A 15769-nucleotide genomic window follows, 5' to 3' on the forward strand; every position below is an offset into this window, starting at 1 on the left:
GGTTCTTCTTGGTCGAACAACCCATCTACCAGGGGCTTCACCAGTTCGTCAGCCCAACTGCCAAGCTGACGCAGCAGGTTGGAAAAGCCTCAATGTCCGGCAATACCCCCACACGCATTTCTCTCCCCCGAGGACTTGAAGCGGGGATCACTGTGCACTTCGGCACCGCACGAAGCCACTCGCTGTGCAGGACTTCCCTTCGCCATTTCCGCCCTCGCCATAGATTCAGCGATGTCCGCGGACGGAACCGGCCTGCCGGTGCCGTGACTTGAGAATTCCGAGAGCTTACCGCGGTCGGCGATCTCCACCACTTGTCAAGCATAGATGTAGCAGGGGGAAACGAAAATGAGCCTGAAGTCCAAGCTCGCCAAGGCCGGTGTCGTGGCTGCCGCCGTACCGGCGCTGGCGCTCGCCACCACGGGCAGCGCGTACGCCGACGGGTACAAGATCACCTGGAACTCGAGGGGCACTGGTCACTGCCTTCTCTGGAACGGGAGCGCTGACCACGGCTACCAGCTCAGTAACAACTACTGGTGCGTGAACACCAACGACGGCTCCCAGGGAGACACATGGGATGATGTCCAAGGGGGCCTGGAGGACCAGACCGGCGAGTTCTGGGCGGAGAAGGTCCACGGCACCAACGTCTGTCTCACCGCCTACTGGGCTCCCAAGGACTCCAACACCGGCGCGGCGTACCTGGAGAACTGCAGCGGACCCGTCAACTACTACGAGCAGTGGAAGGAAGTGTGGGTCGGCAACGGCTTCCACCTGGTGAACCGCGAAACCGGCGCGTGCCTGGACGGCAACGGCAGCGGGAACATGTACACCACGCCGTGCGACCCGTACAACAAGAACCAGTACCAGATCTGGTACTGACGGAGCATCGGATGCCGCCCCGCCCTCTCGACAGGAAGAGGGCGGGCGTCGTCATCCACCCTGTCGCGGGGAAACCGAGCACCGTCCCCCGCGCGGCGTCGTACTCTCCCCCCATGCCCATCACGCTCACTGTCCTCGGTACCGCCTCCCCGCACCCGGGCCCGGACCGTCCCTGCTCCGGGTACCTGGTCTCCGGCGGCGGTGCCGAGGTGTGGGTGGACGCGGGGCCGGGATCGTTCGCCGCGTTGCAGCGGTACACGAACCCCGCCCGGCTCACCGCGATCTGGATCTCCCATCTGCACGCCGACCACAGCGCCGACCTGCTCTCCGCCGCCTACGCCTTCGCGTACGGCGGGATGACCCCGGCCGCCCCCGTCCCCGTGTACGCCCCGCAGGACTGCGCCCTGCGGCTGGGCGGCTTCTTCGGGCGGGCGGACGTCGACTTCCTCAAAGAGGTCCTCGAATTCCGGCCTCTCTACGACGGCCACGACGTCCGGCACTGGAACCTCCGGCTGACCACCCGCGCCGTCGCCCACGGCACCGAGGCGTACGGGCTGCGCGCCGAGTGCCAGGGCAGTGTGCTCGCGTACTCGGGAGACAGCGGGCCCTGCCCCGCCCTCACCCAACTCGCCACCCGCGCCGACCTGTTCCTGTGCGAGGCGGACATCGACGCGCATCACGGAGGCGAACAGGTGCATCTGACCCCGGAGGACGCGGGGCGGGTGGCCCGGGAGGCGCATGTGCGCGAACTGCTCGTCACCCATGTGGGGCCCGGCCTCACCCGCGAGGAGGCCACCGCCCGCGCCGCCGAGTACTCCGACCGGCCCACCTTCGCCGCCGTCGAGGGTGACGTCCGGACCTTCTGAGCGGGCAACCCCCCGTCGGACGGCGGCTCCCTGCCCTGTATCATGCTCCTGACCACGGGCAGTACGAACACCGGCGTGACGGTGAACTGTCGGCAACAGGCAGGTGTGCGAGGCCCGTTCGGACCCCGCGAAACCCATGGCTTGATATCGATCGGGCAACGAGTCTCGCGCTACCCATGGTGACGCGCGTAGAAAACCTGTCATGCATAAATCACTTCGCATCGCGGCCGTCACCGCCGCCTGCGCCCTCGCCGCCGGCGCCCTGTACGGCGCCGGCGCGGCCACGGCCGACCAGTCGACGGCCAACTCGACGCAGGAGCCGTACAACATCGGCCAGCTGGTCAAGGACATCGACGCCTACTACGGCACCCACGCCGACGCCAACGGTGTCTACCAGGCCTCTTCGGACAGCCAGTACGCCCAGGACCTGGCGGACATCGACGCGGACGCCAAGCGCTACATCGACAAGGCGGCCCGCAAGGCCCAGCGCTGGGGCGAGAAGCCCGCCGTCGTCTTCGACATCGACGACACGCTGCTGCTCAGCCTCGACTACGAGAAGCGCTACAACTACACGTTCAACCCCACCACCTGGGCCGACTACGTGAACCGCGCCGACCGCCCGGCCGTCTTCGGCAGCCCCGAGCTGGTGCAGTACGCCGAGTCCAAGGGCGTCGAGGTCTTCTACAACTCCGGGCTCGGCGAGTCCCAGCGCGCCGCCGCCGTCGCGAACCTGAAGAAGATCGGTGTCGACGTGAACCTCGACACCGACCACATGTTCCTCAAGGACAAGGCCAACCCGCCGGCCTACCTGAGCGACTGCGCCACCCCGGGCAACTGGACCTGCACGACGGTCCAGTACAAGTCGGGCACCCGCGAGCACATCGAGGACGACCTCGGGTACACGATCATCGCCGACTTCGGCGACCAGTACTCGGACCTCGACGGTGGTTACACCGGCCGCACCTACAAGCTGCCGAACCCGACGTACTTCGTGTCCTGACGCGCTCGGTCAGTCAGCCGTGGGCGGCTTCGCGCCGCCCACGGTGGCGTTGACGGCTGTGCCCACGGGTCTCTCCTCACAGCGGTCTGTACGGGTAGTCGAACGGTGTACGGGGATTCGAACCACATTCCGTAACACGGTGAAAACCTGAAACGGGTTCTGTGAGGGAACAATCCAGCCAGCATCCGCACACTGTTCAACTGGCAATGAGGAGTTGGCCATGTCCCAGACGCAGAAGGTGGACCAGCGGCCGGGCGCCCTGCCACCTGCCCGCAACGGACTCGACCGGTACTTCAGAATCTCCGCACGGGGATCCGGCTTCGGCCGGGAGATACGCGGCGGCTTCGCCACGTTCTTCACGATGGCCTACATCCTTGTCCTGAATCCGATCATCCTGGGCAGCGCCAAGGACAAGTACGGCCACTCCCTCGACACCGGCCAACTCGCCACCGCCACCGCGCTGGTGGCCTGCGTGATGACCGTCGCCATGGGCATCGGCGGCAACCTGCCGCTCGCCATCGCCGCCGGACTCGGCCTCAACGCCGTCGTCGCCTTCCAGCTCGCCCCGCTGATGACCTGGTCCGACGCGATGGGCCTGGTCGTCCTCGAAGGCATCGTCATCTGCGTGCTGGTGCTCACCGGACTGCGGCGGGCCATCATGGACGCGATCCCGCATCAGCTGAAGCAGGCCATCGGCGTCGGCATCGGCCTGTTCATCGCCTTCATCGGCTTCGTCGACGCGGGCTTCGTCAGCCGCATCCCGGACGCCGCGCACACCACCGTGCCCGTGCAGCTCGGAGCCGTCGGCCGTCTCACCGGCTGGCCCGTGCTCGTGTTCTGCCTCGGCGTGCTGCTGACCGTCGCGCTGCTCGCCCGCAAGGTGAAGGGCGCGATCCTCATCAGCATCGTGACCATGACGGTGGTCGCGATCGTCATCAATGCCGTCGCGGACATCAAGAGCTGGGGCCTGACCACCCCGAAGGTCCCGGACAAGCTCGTCGCCGCCCCGGACTTCGGGCTCATCGGTCACTTCAACCTGTTCGGCGGCTTCGCGAAGGCCGGCGTGCTCACCACCGTCCTGCTCGTCTTCACCCTGATCCTGTCGGACTTCTTCGACGCCATGGGCACCATCGTCGGCATCAGCGCCGAGGCCGGGCTGCTGGACGAGCGGGGGCAGGTGCCGGGCATCGGCCGCGTCCTGTTCATCGACGGTGCCGCCGCCGTGGCCGGCGGGCTCGGCTCCGCCTCCTCCAACACCGCCTACATCGAGTCCGCGGCCGGCGTCGGCGAGGGCGCCCGCACCGGCTTCGCCAACCTGGTCACCGGCGGAATGTTCGGCCTGGCGCTCTTCCTCACCCCGCTGCTCACCATCGTCCCGCTCCAGGCGGCGGCGCCCGCGCTGATCGCGGTGGGCTTCCTGATGATGACCCACGTCAAGCACATCGACTGGGACAACTACGAGATCGCCGTCCCGGCGTTCCTCACCATCGCCGCCATGCCGTTCACCTACTCCATCACCGACGGCATCGGCGCGGGCTTCCTGGCCTACGTCGTCATCAAGACGGTCCTGGGCAAGGCGAAGGAGGTCAACTGGCTGCTGTGGGGCGTCTCGGCGCTGTTCCTGGTGTACTTCGCGATCGATCCGGTGGAGCAGATCCTCGGGGTCAAGTGAGGTCCGAGGGGGCAGCCGCTGCCGCGAACCGCCCCCTCCCGGCGCTTACTTCAGCGCCGCCTTCATCATCGCCTTCGCCACCGGCGCCGCCAGCCCGTTGCCGCTGACCTCCGAACGGGCCGCATCCGACTGCTCCACCATCACGGCGACGGCGACCTCCTTGCCGCTGGAGTCGGACTTGCCGTAGGACGTGAACCAGGCGTACGGCGTCTTGCTGTTGTTCTCGCCGTGCTGGGCGGTACCGGTCTTGCCGCCGACGGTCACCCCGTCGATCAGCGCGTTCGTACCGGTGCCGTCCTTCACCACCGTCTCCATCGCCGACTGCAACTGCTCGGCGGTGGAGGAGCTGACGATCTGCGAGGTGTCGGCGTCGTCGTAGTTCTTCAGCACATCACCGCCACCATCGGTGAGCTGCGACACCATATGCGGCGAGACCAGCTTGCCGCCGTTGGCTATGGTCGCCGACACCATGGCCATCTGGAGCGGGGTCGCGGTCACGTCGAACTGGCCGATGCCGGACAGCGCGGTCTGCGGCTTGTCCATGTCCGACGGGTACACGCTGGCGTAGGCGCGCACCGGGACGTCCTGCTTGTCGTCGTTGAAGCCGAACTTCTCGGCCATGTCCCGGACCTTGTCCTGGCCGAGGTCGACGGCCAGCTTGCCGAAGACGTTGTTGCAGGAGTACTGGAGGGCGACCCGGATCGAGGCGTTCTTGCAGGGAGCCGACTTGTTCTCGTTCACCAGCGGCCGTGTGGTGCCCGGCGGGGTGTACGGGTCCGGGCTGTCGGTCGGGTCGTCCACGTTCTTGTAGCGGCCGTCCTCCAGCGCGGCTGCCGCCACGACCAGCTTGAACGTCGAGCCCGGCGGCAGCGGCTGGCGCAGCGCGCGGTTGGTGAGCGGCTTGTCCTTGTCCGCGTTGAGGCTCTTCCAGGCGGAGCCGGCCGTGTTGGCGTCGGTGAGCGGCGTGGGGTCGTACGACGGGGTCGACACCACCGCGAGGATCCGGCCGGTCTTCGGGTCGATCGCGACGGCCGCGCCCTTGTTGCCGCCCAGCGCGGCGTACGCCGCCTTCTGTACGGCCGGGTCGATCGTCGTCACCACGTCGCCCGGGTCGGCCCGCTTGCCGGTGAGGGTGTCCATCACCGTCTTCAGCCGGCTGTCCGTCCCGTTGAGCACGTCCTTGTAGATGCCCTCCAGCTGGGTCGGGGCGTACGCCTGCGAGGCGTAGCCCGTCACCGCCGCGTACAGCTCGCCGTCCTTGTAGGTGCGCTTGTACGCGAGGTCGCCCCCCTTCGTCCGAGCGGAGCCGGTGATCGCGTCTCCGGCCACGATGATGTTCCCCAGCGGCCGCGAGTACGTCTCGATCGCGTTGCGCCGGTTCTTGTTGTCTTCCGCGAGGGCCTTGCCGTCGTAGAACTGCACCCAGGTCGCCCTGACCAGCAGAGCGAGCACGAGCAGCAGCGCGAAGACGGACGCCCGCCTGATCGTCTTGTTCATCCCGCCCGTGAAGACGACCGGGACGGGCAGGATCGTTCCCGTACGCCCGGATTTCTCATCGCGCGTTCAGGAACCAGCTCCTAGAGCCGCCGCGTCGCCAGGGCCAGCCGGTCCCGGGCGTCGAACAGGGTGTCCTTGATCATCTGTTCGTGGGTCGGGGTCAGCCGGGCCACCGGGACCGAGCAGCTGATCGCGTCGCGGGCCGGGGTGCGGTAGGGGATCGCGACGCCGAAGCAGCGCAGGCCCAGCGTGTTCTCCTCCCGGTCGACCGCGAAGCCCTGCTCCCGGACCTGGTGCAGCTCCTCGATGAGCTTCTCCCGGTCGGTGATGGTGTGCTCGGTGAGCGCGGGCAGGGTCTGAGGCAGCAGCTTGCGCACCTGCTCGTCGGTGTACGTGGCGAGGATCGCCTTGCCGAGGGAGGTGGAGTGCGCGGGCAGCCGGCGGCCGATCCGGGCGAAGGGACGCAGATAGTGCTGGGACTGGCGGGTGGCGAGGTAGACGACGTTCGTACCGTCGAGGCGGGCCAGGTGGATGGTCTCCGTGGTGTCGTCCGACAGGCGGTCCAGCGTCGGGCGGGCCGCCGCCACCACCTCGTCGCCGTCGATGTACGACGTGCCGACCAGCAGCGCACGCACCCCGATGCCGTACCGGGTGCCCGTCGCGTCCGTCTCCACCCAGCCCAGTTCCACGAGCGTGCGCAGCAGCATGTAGAGGCTGGACTTCGGGTAGCCGACGGCCTCCTGGACGGCCGCGAGGGAGTGCATCCCGGGCTTGCCGGCGAAGTACTCGAGCAACTCGACGGTCCGCACCGCGGACTTGACCTGCGCCCCGCCTGTCTCGCCTGCCGTCATCGCCCCTTGACCCCTTCAAACGCCGGGAAATAGTCTCCGAGCAGCGTATTCATCATCAGAGACAGTGTTCAGCATATCGAACACTGTCTCTGGCCGACCTGGGCAATGCGGCCTTGACTGGAGGGACCCGCGGTGGCAGCTGCACCAGTCTGGAGTGTCGACCCGCGCACCGGGAAGCAGCGCGAACAGGTTGCGGTCGAGGCCACAGCCCAGGAGGTGGACGAGGCCGTCGAGGCGGCCCACGCCGCGCGCGGCGCCCTCGCCGACCGCACGGTCCGCGCCGCCTTCCTGCGCTCGGCCGCCGCGGGCCTGGTCGCGGCCCGGGACCAGCTGGTCGAGGCCGCCGACGCCGAGACCGCCCTCGGCCCGGTCCGGCTGACCGGTGAACTGGCCCGCACCACCTATCAGTTGCGGGCCTTCGCCGGCATCGTCGACGAGGGCGCCTTTCTCGACGTCGTCATCAACCACCCCGACGACACCGCCACCCTGCCCATCCCGGACCTGCGCCGCTACAAGGTCCCGCTCGGCGTCGTCGCCGTCTACTCCGCCTCCAACTTCCCCTTCGCCTTCTCCGTCGCCGGCGGCGACACCGCGAGCGCGCTGGCCGCGGGCTGCCCGGTCGTCGTCAAGGCCCACCCCGACCACCCGGCCCTGTCCGAGCTGGTCGCCAAGGTGCTGCGCCGGGCCGCCGCCGAGCACGGCATCCCCGCGGGCGTCGTCGGCCTCGTCCACGGCTTCGGGGCGGGCGTCGAGCTGATCCGGCACCCGAAGACCGCCGCCGCCGGCTTCACCGGTTCGGTCCGCGGCGGCCGGGCCCTCTTCGACGCCGCCGCCGCGCGCCCGGTGCCGATCCCGTTCCACGGCGAGCTGGGCTCGCTCAACCCGGTGATCGTGACCGAGGCCGCCGCGGCCGAGCGTGCGGAGGCCATCGGTGCCGGGCTCGCCGGGTCCATGACCCTCGGTGTCGGCCAGTTCTGCGTGAAGCCCGGCCTGGTCCTGGTGCCGGCCGGCGCGGCGGGCGACGGCCTGGTCAAGGCCCTCACCGACGCCGTCAGCGACACCGAGGCCGGGGTGCTGCTCGACCACCGCATGCGGGACGACTTCCTCTCGGGCGTGGCCGAGCGCGGCGCACTGCCCGACGTCGAGTCCCCGGTCACCCCGGGCGCCGGCGGCGCGCACACGGTCAGCGCCGGGTTCCTCACGGTGCCGGCGAGCAGGCTGGCCGAGGGAGGCGCGTACGACGTGCTCCTGGAGGAGTGCTTCGGGCCGGTCACGGTGGTGGCCCGCTACGAGGACGACACCGAGGCCGCCGCCGTCCTGTCCCGCCTGCCCGGCAACCTCACCGCGACGGTGCAGCTGTCGCGGGAGGAGGCGGCCGGCGCGGGCCGGGGCGCGGAGATCCTCGCCGAACTCACCCCGCTCGCCGGCCGCGTGCTCGTCAACGGCTGGCCGACGGGCGTGGCGGTGGCCCCCGCCCAGCACCACGGCGGGCCGTACCCGGCGACCACCTCCACCTCGACCTCCGTGGGCGGTACGGCCATCGAGCGGTGGCTGCGGCCGGTCGCCTACCAGAACGCCCCCGAGGCCCTGCTGCCGAAGGAACTGCGCGACGACAACCCCCTCGGGCTTCCCCGGCGGTTCGACGGGGTTCTGGAGCGGTAGCGCAGGCTCATGAAGAGAGGCGCGTCGGCGAACGGGCCTGGGCCGCGGTTCTGCCCGGAGTACTTCCCGGACGGAACCGCGGCCCAGGCCCGCTCGTCCTTCCCTGCATGATCAGTGAACGCGTGACCGGTGCCCTGGTGATCCGCACGGCCCTGCCCGCCGAAGCCGAGGTCATCGCCGATCTGCATGTCCGGGCGCGCTCGACCTACTACCCGGACGGGCTCCCGCCGGCCGACTTCGACTGGGTCGAGGCCTGGCGCGGTTCCATCGAGCGCCCCGAGGCACATGTGCTGTGCGCCGTGGAGCAGGGCCGGATCGTCGGCATCGCCTGCTTCCGTACCCCGGACGGCGCACCGGTGGAAACGGTCAAGCTGTTCCAGTTCCACGTCGACCCCGGCCACTGGCGCGCCGGCATCGGTACGGCCCTGCACGCGGCCTGTGTGGAGGAGTGGCAGGTCGACGGCAAGCGGACGGCCGTACTCGACGTCCATACGGACAACGCCCGAGCCCAGGCCTTCTACGCCCGCCAGGGCTGGATCCCCGACCCGGAGAACCCGCCGGCCGAGGGCGACCACCACCTCTTCCTGCGCTTCTCCGTGCCTGGGGAATGAACGTGGCTGATTGAACGTTCACGTACTGGGCGGAGAGAGCCTCCGTGCCCGTACGACCTGGAGAGAGCCGAAGACATGCGCGTCGAGATCTGGAGCGACATCGCCTGCCCCTGGTGCTACGTGGGCAAGGCCCGCTTCGAGAAGGCGCTGGCCGCGTTCCCGCACCGCGACGAGGTCGAGGTGGTGCACCGCTCCTTCGAGCTGGACCCGGGCCGCGCCAAGGGCGATGTGCAGCCGGTGCTCACCATGCTCACCCGGAAGTACGGCATGAGCGAGGCGCAGGCCCAGGCCGGCGAGGACAACCTGGGCGCCCAGGCCGCCGCCGAGGGCCTGGACTACCGCACCCGGGACCGTGACCACGGCAACACCTTCGACATGCACCGCCTGCTGCACTTCGCCAAGGAGCACGGCAGGCAGGACGAGCTGATCCAGATCCTGTACCGGGCCAACTTCGCCGAGGAGCGGTCGGTCTTCAGCGAGGGCGACGAGCGGCTGGTGGAGCTGGCCGCCGAGGCCGGTCTCGACGCCGAGGCCGTCCGCGCGGTGCTCGCCGACCCGTCCCGGTACGCCGACGAGGTCCGCGCCGACGAGAGCGAGGCCGCCCAGCTCGGTGCCACCGGCGTGCCCTTCTTCGTCCTCGACCGCACCTACGGCGTCTCCGGTGCCCAGCCCGCCGAGGTCTTCACCCGGGCGCTGACCCAGGCGTGGGGCGAGCGCTCCCCGCTCAAGCTCGTCGACCAGGGAGACGGCGACCGGGGCGACGCCTGCGGGCCGGACGGGTGCGCCGTTCCGCAGCAGTGAGAAACCGCAGGTCGCGGCCGATATATAAGCCGCGCTAAGCGGATCCGCGTAAAAATTCGCAATGGACGGGGAGTTCCGCGGGCCGCAGAGTGGACTCATGGAGACCACGGAGATCACGGAGACGTTCGACAGCCTCGTCCGCGCCGAGTTCACCCCGAAGAACACGTATCTGAACACTGCGAGCAGCGGCCTGCTCCCGGCGCGTACCGTGGCCGCCCTTCAGGAGGCCGTGGCGATCCGGGCCGAGGGCAGGCCGCTGGACCCGCTGTTCGAGGACGTCGAGGTCGCCCGGGCGGCCTACGCCCGGCTGGCCGGCGTCCCGGTCGCACGTGTGGCGGCGGGCGCCTCGGTCGCCGCCCAGACCGGGCTGATCGCCGCGGCCCTGCCCACCGGCGCCGAAGTCCTCACCGCCGAGGACGACTTCACCTCCGTGGTGAACCCCTTCCACATCCGCGGCGACCTCAAGGTGCGCGCCGTGCCGCTGGAGCGGATCGCCGAGTCCGTCCGCCCGGGCACCGCGCTCGTCGCGGTGAGCGCCGCTCAGTCCGCCGACGGCCGGGTCGCGGACCTGCCCGCACTGCGCGAGGCGGCCCGCGCGCACGGGGCGCGCACCTACGTCGACTTCTCGCAGGCCGCCGGCTGGCTGCCGATGGCCGCCGACGCGTACGACTTCACCGTCTCCACCACCTTCAAGTGGCTGCTCGGCCCGCACGGGGCGGCCTTCCTCGTCGTGCCGGAGGACCTTGGCGAGCTGACACCGCTGCTGGCGGGCTGGGTCTCGGCGGAGCAGCCGTGGGACAGCTGCTACGGCCCGGTCCAGGAACTCGCCCACTCCGCCCGGCGGTTCGACGTGAGCCCCGCCCTCTTCACCTTCGCCGGGCTGCGCCACTCCCTCGCCCTGATCGAGCAGCTCGGCGTGGATGCCGTGCACGCCCACGACCTGGCCCTCGCCGACCGCTTCCGCGCGGGACTCGCCACGCTCGGCCACGAAGCCCTGCCGGCCCCCGGTTCGGCGATCGTGTCGGTGCCCGGACTGGGCGATCGTCAGGGGGAGTTGAGCCGCGCCGGCATCGAGGTGTCCAACCGCGCGGGCAACCTGCGCGCGTCCTTCCACCTCTACAACACCCCTGCGGACGTGGACCGTCTGCTGGACGTGCTGTCGGGCTGAGACGAGCCCGGGCCGGAGCCTCCCGTCCCACACGAGGAGGCCCCGGCCCGGGGTTCGGGGGGAGTTGTACGGCGGCTACCTCACCGGGGTGAAGTCCCTGGCGCCGATGAACTCCGGCCTGCGCACCGGTGCCGCGAACGGCTCCACGGCCTTGTTCTCCACGCTGTTGAACACGATGAAGACGTTGCTGCGCGGGAACGGCGTGATGTTGTCGCCGGAGCCGTGCATGCAGTTGCAGTCGAACCAGGTCGCCGAGCCGGCGCGGCCGGTGAACAGCCGGATGCCGTACTCGCTCGCCAGCGAGGTCAGCGCCTCGTCGGACGGGGTGCCCGCGTCCTGCATCTGGAGCGACTTCTTGTAGTTGTCCTCGGGCGTGGCCCCGGCGCAGCCCAGGAACGTCCGGTGCGAGCCCGGCATGATCATGAGCCCGCCGTTGGTGTCGTAGTTCTCGGTCAGCGCGATCGAGACGGACACCGTGCGCATGTTCGGCAGGCCGTCCTCGGCGTGCCAGGTCTCGAAGTCCGAGTGCCAGTAGAAGCCGCTCGCGCCGAAGCCCGGCTTGACGTTGATCCGGGACTGGTGGACGTACACGTCCGAGCCGAGGATCTGCCGGGCGCGGCCGACCACCCGCTCGTCGCGCACCAGGTTCGCGAACACCTTGCTGATCCGGTGCACTTCGAAGACGGAGCGGATCTCCTTCGACTTCGACTCGACGATCGAGCGCGCGTCGGCGCGGATCGCCGGGTCGGCGACCAGCCGGTCCAGCTCCTGCCGGTAGACCTCGACCTCGTCGGGGGTGATCAGCTGGTCGATGGCGAGGAAGCCGTCACGGTCGTACGCCTGGAGATCGGCGGCCGGGATCGGGCCCGGTGTGTCCGGGGAGCCCCAGAAGACCGGGTCCTGCCGGGGCACGGTGACCTCGGTGGTGCCGCGGGTGGGGTAGAGATCGCTGACGGTGGTCATGGGATGTCACACCTCCTCGGGCTCGGTGAGCAGGGGATAGACGCCGTTCTCGTCGTGGTCCTCCCGCCCGGTGACCGGCGGGTTGAACACGCAGATGCAGCGGAAGTCCTCCTTGACGCGCAGCGTGTGCCGCTCGTGCCCGTCGAGGAGGTACATGGTGCCGGGCGTGATCGTGTGCGTCTGCCCGGTCTCGTGGTCGGTGAGTTCGGCCTCGCCCTCGACGCAGACCACGGCCTCGATGTGGTTGGCGTACCACATCGACGTCTCGGTGCCGGCGTACAGGACGGTCTCGTGCAGGGAGAAGCCGACCCGCTCCTTGGCGAGGACGATCCGCTTGCTCTCCCAGGTGCCGGACTTGGCCCTGACGTGCCGGTCGGTTCCTTCGATGTCCTTGAACGATCGGACGATCACGGTGCTGTGCTCTCTCCTGGTCGGTCTGACGGTCTGGGTCGGACGGTCGCGGTCAGACGGTCGCGGTCAGACGGTTTCGCGGACGGCGCGGGCGAGGACGCTCAGCCCCTCGTCCAGCTCGTCGGCGGTGATGGTCAGTGCGGGCAGCAGCTTGACGACCTCGCCCTCCGGGCCGGACGTCTCGATGAGCAGCCCGAGTTCGAAGGCCCGCCGGGCGATGCGCGAGGCCCGCTCCTTCTCGTGGAACTCCAGGCCCCACACGAGCCCGCGTCCGCGGTACTCCTTCACGTCGGCGAGGTTCTCCTCGGTGATGGAGATCAGCCCCTGCTCGACCTGCTCGCCGCGGGCGCGGGTCTGCTTCTCCATGGCGGAGCCGTCGGTCCAGTACGTCTCCAGGGCGGCGGTCGCCGTGACGAACGCGGGATTGTTGCCGCGGAAGGTGCCGTTGTGCTCGCCCGGCTCCCAGAGGTCCAGCTCCGGCTTGAACAGGCACAGCGACATCGGCAGCCCGTAGCCGCTGATCGACTTGGACACGGTGACGATGTCGGGCGTGATGCCCGCCTCCTCGAATGAGAAGAAGGCGCCCGTACGGCCGCAGCCCATCTGGATGTCGTCGACGATCAGCAGCATGTCCTGCCGCTCGCACAGCTCCTTCAGAGCGCGCAGCCACTCGGGCCGGGCCACGTTGATGCCGCCCTCGCCCTGCACGGTCTCCACGATGACCGCGGCGGGCTTGTTGAGGCCGGAGCCCTGGTCCTCCAGCAGCCGCTCGAACCACAGGAAGTCCGGGACCGTGCCGTCGAAGTAGTTGTCGAACGGCATGGGTGTGCCGTGCACCAGCGGGACGCCGGCCCCGGCCCGCTTGAAGGCGTTGCCGGTCACGGCCAGGGAACCGAGGGACATGCCGTGGAAGGCGTTGGTGAACGACACGATCGCCTCGCGCCCCTTCACCTTCCGGGCCAGCTTCAGCGCCGACTCGACGGCGTTGGTGCCGGTCGGCCCCGGGAACATGACCTTGTACGGCAGGTCGCGCGGGCGCAGCACCAGGTCCTGGAAGGTCTGCAGGAAGGTCCGCTTGGCCGTGGTCGACATGTCCAGGCCGTGGGTGACGCCGTCCCGGGACAGATAGTCGATCAACGCCCGTTTGAGTACGGGGTTGTTGTGGCCGTAGTTGAGTGAGCCGGCCCCGGCGAAGAAGTCGAGGTACGCATGGCCGTCCTCGTCGAACATCCGGCTGCCCTGCGCACGGTCGAACACGGTGGGCCAGCCGCGGCAGTAGCTGCGCACCTCGGACTCGAGGGTCTCGAAGACGCTGAGGTCGGGCTGGGTGATGGTCACGGTGAATCGCTCCTCAGTGCGAGGTATGGGGGGTCAACGGGCCGATGCGATACAGGACTTCGGGGTCGTGCAAGCCGTCCGGGAACAGGGCGGCGGGGAACAGCACCTCGCGGGTGAGCTGCGCCCCGTGCCGGGCGGCGTACGAGGTGAACAGCCGCTCGGAGGCCGTGTTGCCGGGCGTGATGGTGGTCTCCACGTCGGTGATGCCGTGCTCGGCGGCGAGCCGGGCGGTCAGCCCGTCCAGCAGCGCGGCGGCGACACCGCGGCCTCGCTGGGCGGAGTCCACGGCCACCTGCCAGACGAGCAGGGTGCGGGGTCGGTCAGGCCGCACGTACCCGGTGACGAAACCGACCGGCTCCCCGTCCGCCCCGCGCGCCACCGCCGAGGTGCCGGCGAAGTCCCGGCACCACAGCAGATAGCTGTACGAGGAGTTCAGGTCGAGGGTTTTCGAGTCCTTGGCGATCCGCCAGAGCGCGGCTCCGTCGGACACCTCCGGTCGGTCGATGAGCAGGTCTGCGGGTGCGGCAGTCATGCGGCACGAATTTAGCGAGGCAAATTCAGAAATGCACGGGCGTGGCGATCGGCATGACAGTAGGGCAATGCGGAATGTCCGCATTGCCCTACCAAATATCGGGACAAAAGCCCACCGTTGTGGAGTGTGTCACAGCCCGGAAATTCGCCGGAAAACTCCCCGGTTTAGCCTCGAAAAAAGCGGGCAGAAGGATACGGGAAGCTGTCGTCGGTGAATTGATGAATCGATGGTAATTGTGAAGCCTATTTGAATTCAGGCCTCGGTGATTTCACGCACGGTTCGCCGGGCCGCCTCAAGGTCCACGGTCAGGCCCCGGTCGGCCAGAGCCGTTCCCAGAGCCGCCAGGGAGCGCTCCACGGCTTCCGGGGCCGCGTCGGGGCCGTAGTGGTTGACGCGGATCATCTCCTTGGACAGGGCGCCGCCACCGGCGGACAGGGGGAGGGCCGGGTCGTGGGCCAGGGCCTGAGCCACCAGCTCCGAGGCCGCCACGGCCGGCGGGACCCGGAGGGTCGTGGCCACCGGGGCCGCGTCCGCCGCCTCGTGGACGTACGGCTCCAGGCCGCCGCCCAGGGCCACGGCGCCGGCCCGCGTGGCCAGCGATGCACTGCGGTGGCGGTTCATGACCGTGGCCGGGCCCGCCGCCTCGATCCGCTCCAGGCACGCCTCCAACGCCAGCATCTCCAGCTGGGCCGGAGCGTGCAGCAGGGCCTTGCGGCCCCCGTCGATCCAGCGCTCCTTCCAGTCGAGGAGGGAGAGGTAGGAGCGGCGCGGGGCGTTCGGGTTCGCCGCCATCCGGGTCCACGCCCGCTCGCTCACTGAGATCGCCGAGACGCCCGCCGGGCCGCCCATCGCCTTCTGTGCTCCGATCACGCACAGGTCCACGCCCCACGCGTCCGGCAGCACCGGCTCCGCCCCGACGGAGGCCACCGCGTCCAGATAGAACAGCGCGCCGTGCTCCCGCACCACCTCACCGATCTCGGCGACCGGATTGGTGTTGCCCGTCGCCGCCTCCGCGTGCACGAGCGACACGAAGTCGATCTCCGGGTGCTCGGCGAACGCCTCCCGGATCTGCGCGGCCGTCACCGCCGTGTGGAAGGGGACGGCGAGGTCGTGCACCGTGGCGCCGCAGCCGCGGAGCCAGTTGCCGAAGGTCTGCCCGTACGGGCCCGTGATCACGTTCAGGGCCACGGTGCCCGGGCCGGCCGCCGCGCGGATCGCCCCCTCCAGCGGCAGCAGCGCCTCGCCCTGCGTGATCACGACGTCCTGCCGGGTCTCCAGCAGCCGGGCCACCGGTCCTCGATGGCGGCGAAGCGCTCGGCGCTCAACGGGGGCAGGTCGAGGAGGGGGTGCGTCACGGCGGTGCTCTCTCTTCGTTCTTTTCGTTCTCTGTTCGCGGCAGTCGATCTTCGCTCGCGGGAGTCGACTCCATCGATCCTAGGTCCAAGGCCTCCATGACCATGGGTTTGATTTGAGGTACTCAAACACATCCTTATAATCGGAACCAGTAGTTCACCTGGAGGA

Annotated in this window: 14 protein-coding genes and 1 pseudogene; 8 read left to right on the forward strand and 7 right to left on the reverse strand. The window is 69.5% G+C overall.

The window, feature by feature from the left end; all coding sequences use genetic code 11:
• The first annotated feature begins 345 nt into the window (after positions 1-345).
• From ACWD35_RS35550 to ACWD35_RS35565, 4 genes are all read left to right on the forward strand, one after another.
• Positions 346-876 (forward strand): hypothetical protein, encoded by a 531-nt coding sequence (locus ACWD35_RS35550; protein WP_451355483.1) that lies wholly within the window; start codon positions 346-348, stop codon positions 874-876.
• Between the two features lie 113 nt (positions 877-989).
• Complete coding sequence (locus ACWD35_RS35555; RefSeq protein WP_451355484.1) at positions 990-1742, forward strand: MBL fold metallo-hydrolase; 753 nt, start codon at positions 990-992, stop codon at positions 1740-1742.
• A gap of 202 nt (positions 1743-1944) precedes the next feature.
• Complete coding sequence (locus ACWD35_RS35560) at positions 1945-2742, forward strand: HAD family acid phosphatase (protein ID WP_451355485.1); 798 nt, start codon at positions 1945-1947, stop codon at positions 2740-2742.
• A gap of 220 nt (positions 2743-2962) precedes the next feature.
• Entirely contained in the window at positions 2963-4414 is a 1452-nt protein-coding gene (locus ACWD35_RS35565) for an NCS2 family permease (protein ID WP_451355486.1), read from the forward strand.
• A gap of 45 nt (positions 4415-4459) precedes the next feature.
• Here ACWD35_RS35565 and ACWD35_RS35570 read toward each other — a convergent pair whose 3' ends face one another.
• Positions 4460-5911 carry a peptidoglycan D,D-transpeptidase FtsI family protein gene (locus ACWD35_RS35570; protein ID WP_451355487.1) on the reverse strand — a complete coding sequence of 484 codons (1452 nt, stop codon included), beginning with the start codon at positions 5909-5911 and terminating at the stop codon, positions 4460-4462.
• An 80-nt stretch (positions 5912-5991) separates the two neighbouring features.
• Complete coding sequence (locus tag ACWD35_RS35575; RefSeq protein WP_451355488.1) at positions 5992-6762, reverse strand: IclR family transcriptional regulator; 771 nt, start codon at positions 6760-6762, stop codon at positions 5992-5994.
• A 132-nt stretch (positions 6763-6894) separates the two neighbouring features.
• Between ACWD35_RS35575 and ACWD35_RS35580 the strand changes: the two genes are divergently transcribed.
• The 4 genes from ACWD35_RS35580 (at position 6895) to ACWD35_RS35595 (ending at position 11004) form a co-directional block, all read left to right on the forward strand.
• Positions 6895-8424, forward strand: coding sequence for an aldehyde dehydrogenase (NADP(+)) (locus ACWD35_RS35580; protein WP_451355489.1), 1530 nt, complete (start codon positions 6895-6897; stop codon positions 8422-8424).
• Positions 8425-8531: 107 nt separating this feature from the next.
• Positions 8532-9035, forward strand: a complete 504-nt coding sequence (locus ACWD35_RS35585) for an N-acetyltransferase family protein (RefSeq protein ID WP_451355490.1) — start codon at positions 8532-8534, stop codon at positions 9033-9035.
• A gap of 75 nt (positions 9036-9110) precedes the next feature.
• A complete protein-coding gene (locus ACWD35_RS35590; RefSeq protein WP_451355491.1) occupies positions 9111-9836 on the forward strand; it encodes a DsbA family oxidoreductase in 726 nt (241 codons plus the stop codon).
• A gap of 61 nt (positions 9837-9897) precedes the next feature.
• Positions 9898-11004 (forward strand): aminotransferase class V-fold PLP-dependent enzyme, encoded by a 1107-nt coding sequence (locus ACWD35_RS35595; RefSeq protein ID WP_451355492.1) that lies wholly within the window; start codon positions 9898-9900, stop codon positions 11002-11004.
• Between the two features lie 75 nt (positions 11005-11079).
• On the opposite strand, the gene thpD is transcribed toward ACWD35_RS35595, so the two are convergent.
• From thpD to ACWD35_RS35620, 5 genes and pseudogenes are all read right to left on the reverse strand, one after another.
• Positions 11080-11967 (reverse strand): ectoine hydroxylase, encoded by an 888-nt coding sequence (gene thpD, locus ACWD35_RS35600; RefSeq protein WP_451355493.1) that lies wholly within the window; start codon positions 11965-11967, stop codon positions 11080-11082.
• A 6-nt stretch (positions 11968-11973) separates the two neighbouring features.
• Positions 11974-12378 carry an ectoine synthase gene (locus ACWD35_RS35605; protein ID WP_451355494.1) on the reverse strand — a complete coding sequence of 135 codons (405 nt, stop codon included), beginning with the start codon at positions 12376-12378 and terminating at the stop codon, positions 11974-11976.
• Positions 12379-12444: 66 nt separating this feature from the next.
• Entirely contained in the window at positions 12445-13716 is a 1272-nt protein-coding gene (ectB, locus tag ACWD35_RS35610; RefSeq protein WP_451355495.1) for a diaminobutyrate--2-oxoglutarate transaminase, read from the reverse strand.
• 13 nt (positions 13717-13729) lie between these two features.
• The gene (gene ectA, locus ACWD35_RS35615; RefSeq protein WP_451355496.1) at positions 13730-14248 is read right to left on the reverse strand and encodes a diaminobutyrate acetyltransferase; all 519 of its coding nucleotides are present in this window, start codon (positions 14246-14248) and stop codon (positions 13730-13732) included.
• A gap of 252 nt (positions 14249-14500) precedes the next feature.
• A pseudogene (locus ACWD35_RS35620) lies at positions 14501-15603 on the reverse strand (pyridoxal-phosphate-dependent aminotransferase family protein).
• Between the last annotated feature and the right edge of the window lie 166 nt (positions 15604-15769).

Source organism: Streptomyces sp. NPDC002671, from assembly GCF_053592475.1.

Bases quoted from the DNA above. Each gene is read 5' to 3' on its own strand.
- ACWD35_RS35550 (WP_451355483.1), top strand. From the start codon at position 346: ATGAGCCTGAAGTCCAAGCTCGCCAAGGCCGGTGTCGTGGCTGCCGCC.
- ACWD35_RS35555 (WP_451355484.1), top strand. From the start codon at position 990: ATGCCCATCACGCTCACTGTCCTCGGTACCGCCTCCCCGCACCCGGGC.
- ACWD35_RS35560 (WP_451355485.1), top strand. From the start codon at position 1,945: ATGCATAAATCACTTCGCATCGCGGCCGTCACCGCCGCCTGCGCCCTC.
- ACWD35_RS35565 (WP_451355486.1), top strand. From the start codon at position 2,963: ATGTCCCAGACGCAGAAGGTGGACCAGCGGCCGGGCGCCCTGCCACCT.
- ACWD35_RS35570 (WP_451355487.1), bottom strand. From the start codon at position 5,911: ATGAACAAGACGATCAGGCGGGCGTCCGTCTTCGCGCTGCTGCTCGTG.
- ACWD35_RS35575 (WP_451355488.1), bottom strand. From the start codon at position 6,762: ATGACGGCAGGCGAGACAGGCGGGGCGCAGGTCAAGTCCGCGGTGCGG.
- ACWD35_RS35585 (WP_451355490.1), top strand. From the start codon at position 8,532: ATGATCAGTGAACGCGTGACCGGTGCCCTGGTGATCCGCACGGCCCTG.
- ACWD35_RS35590 (WP_451355491.1), top strand. From the start codon at position 9,111: ATGCGCGTCGAGATCTGGAGCGACATCGCCTGCCCCTGGTGCTACGTG.
- ACWD35_RS35595 (WP_451355492.1), top strand. From the start codon at position 9,898: ATGGACGGGGAGTTCCGCGGGCCGCAGAGTGGACTCATGGAGACCACG.
- thpD (WP_451355493.1), bottom strand. From the start codon at position 11,967: ATGACCACCGTCAGCGATCTCTACCCCACCCGCGGCACCACCGAGGTC.
- ectA (WP_451355496.1), bottom strand. From the start codon at position 14,248: ATGACTGCCGCACCCGCAGACCTGCTCATCGACCGACCGGAGGTGTCC.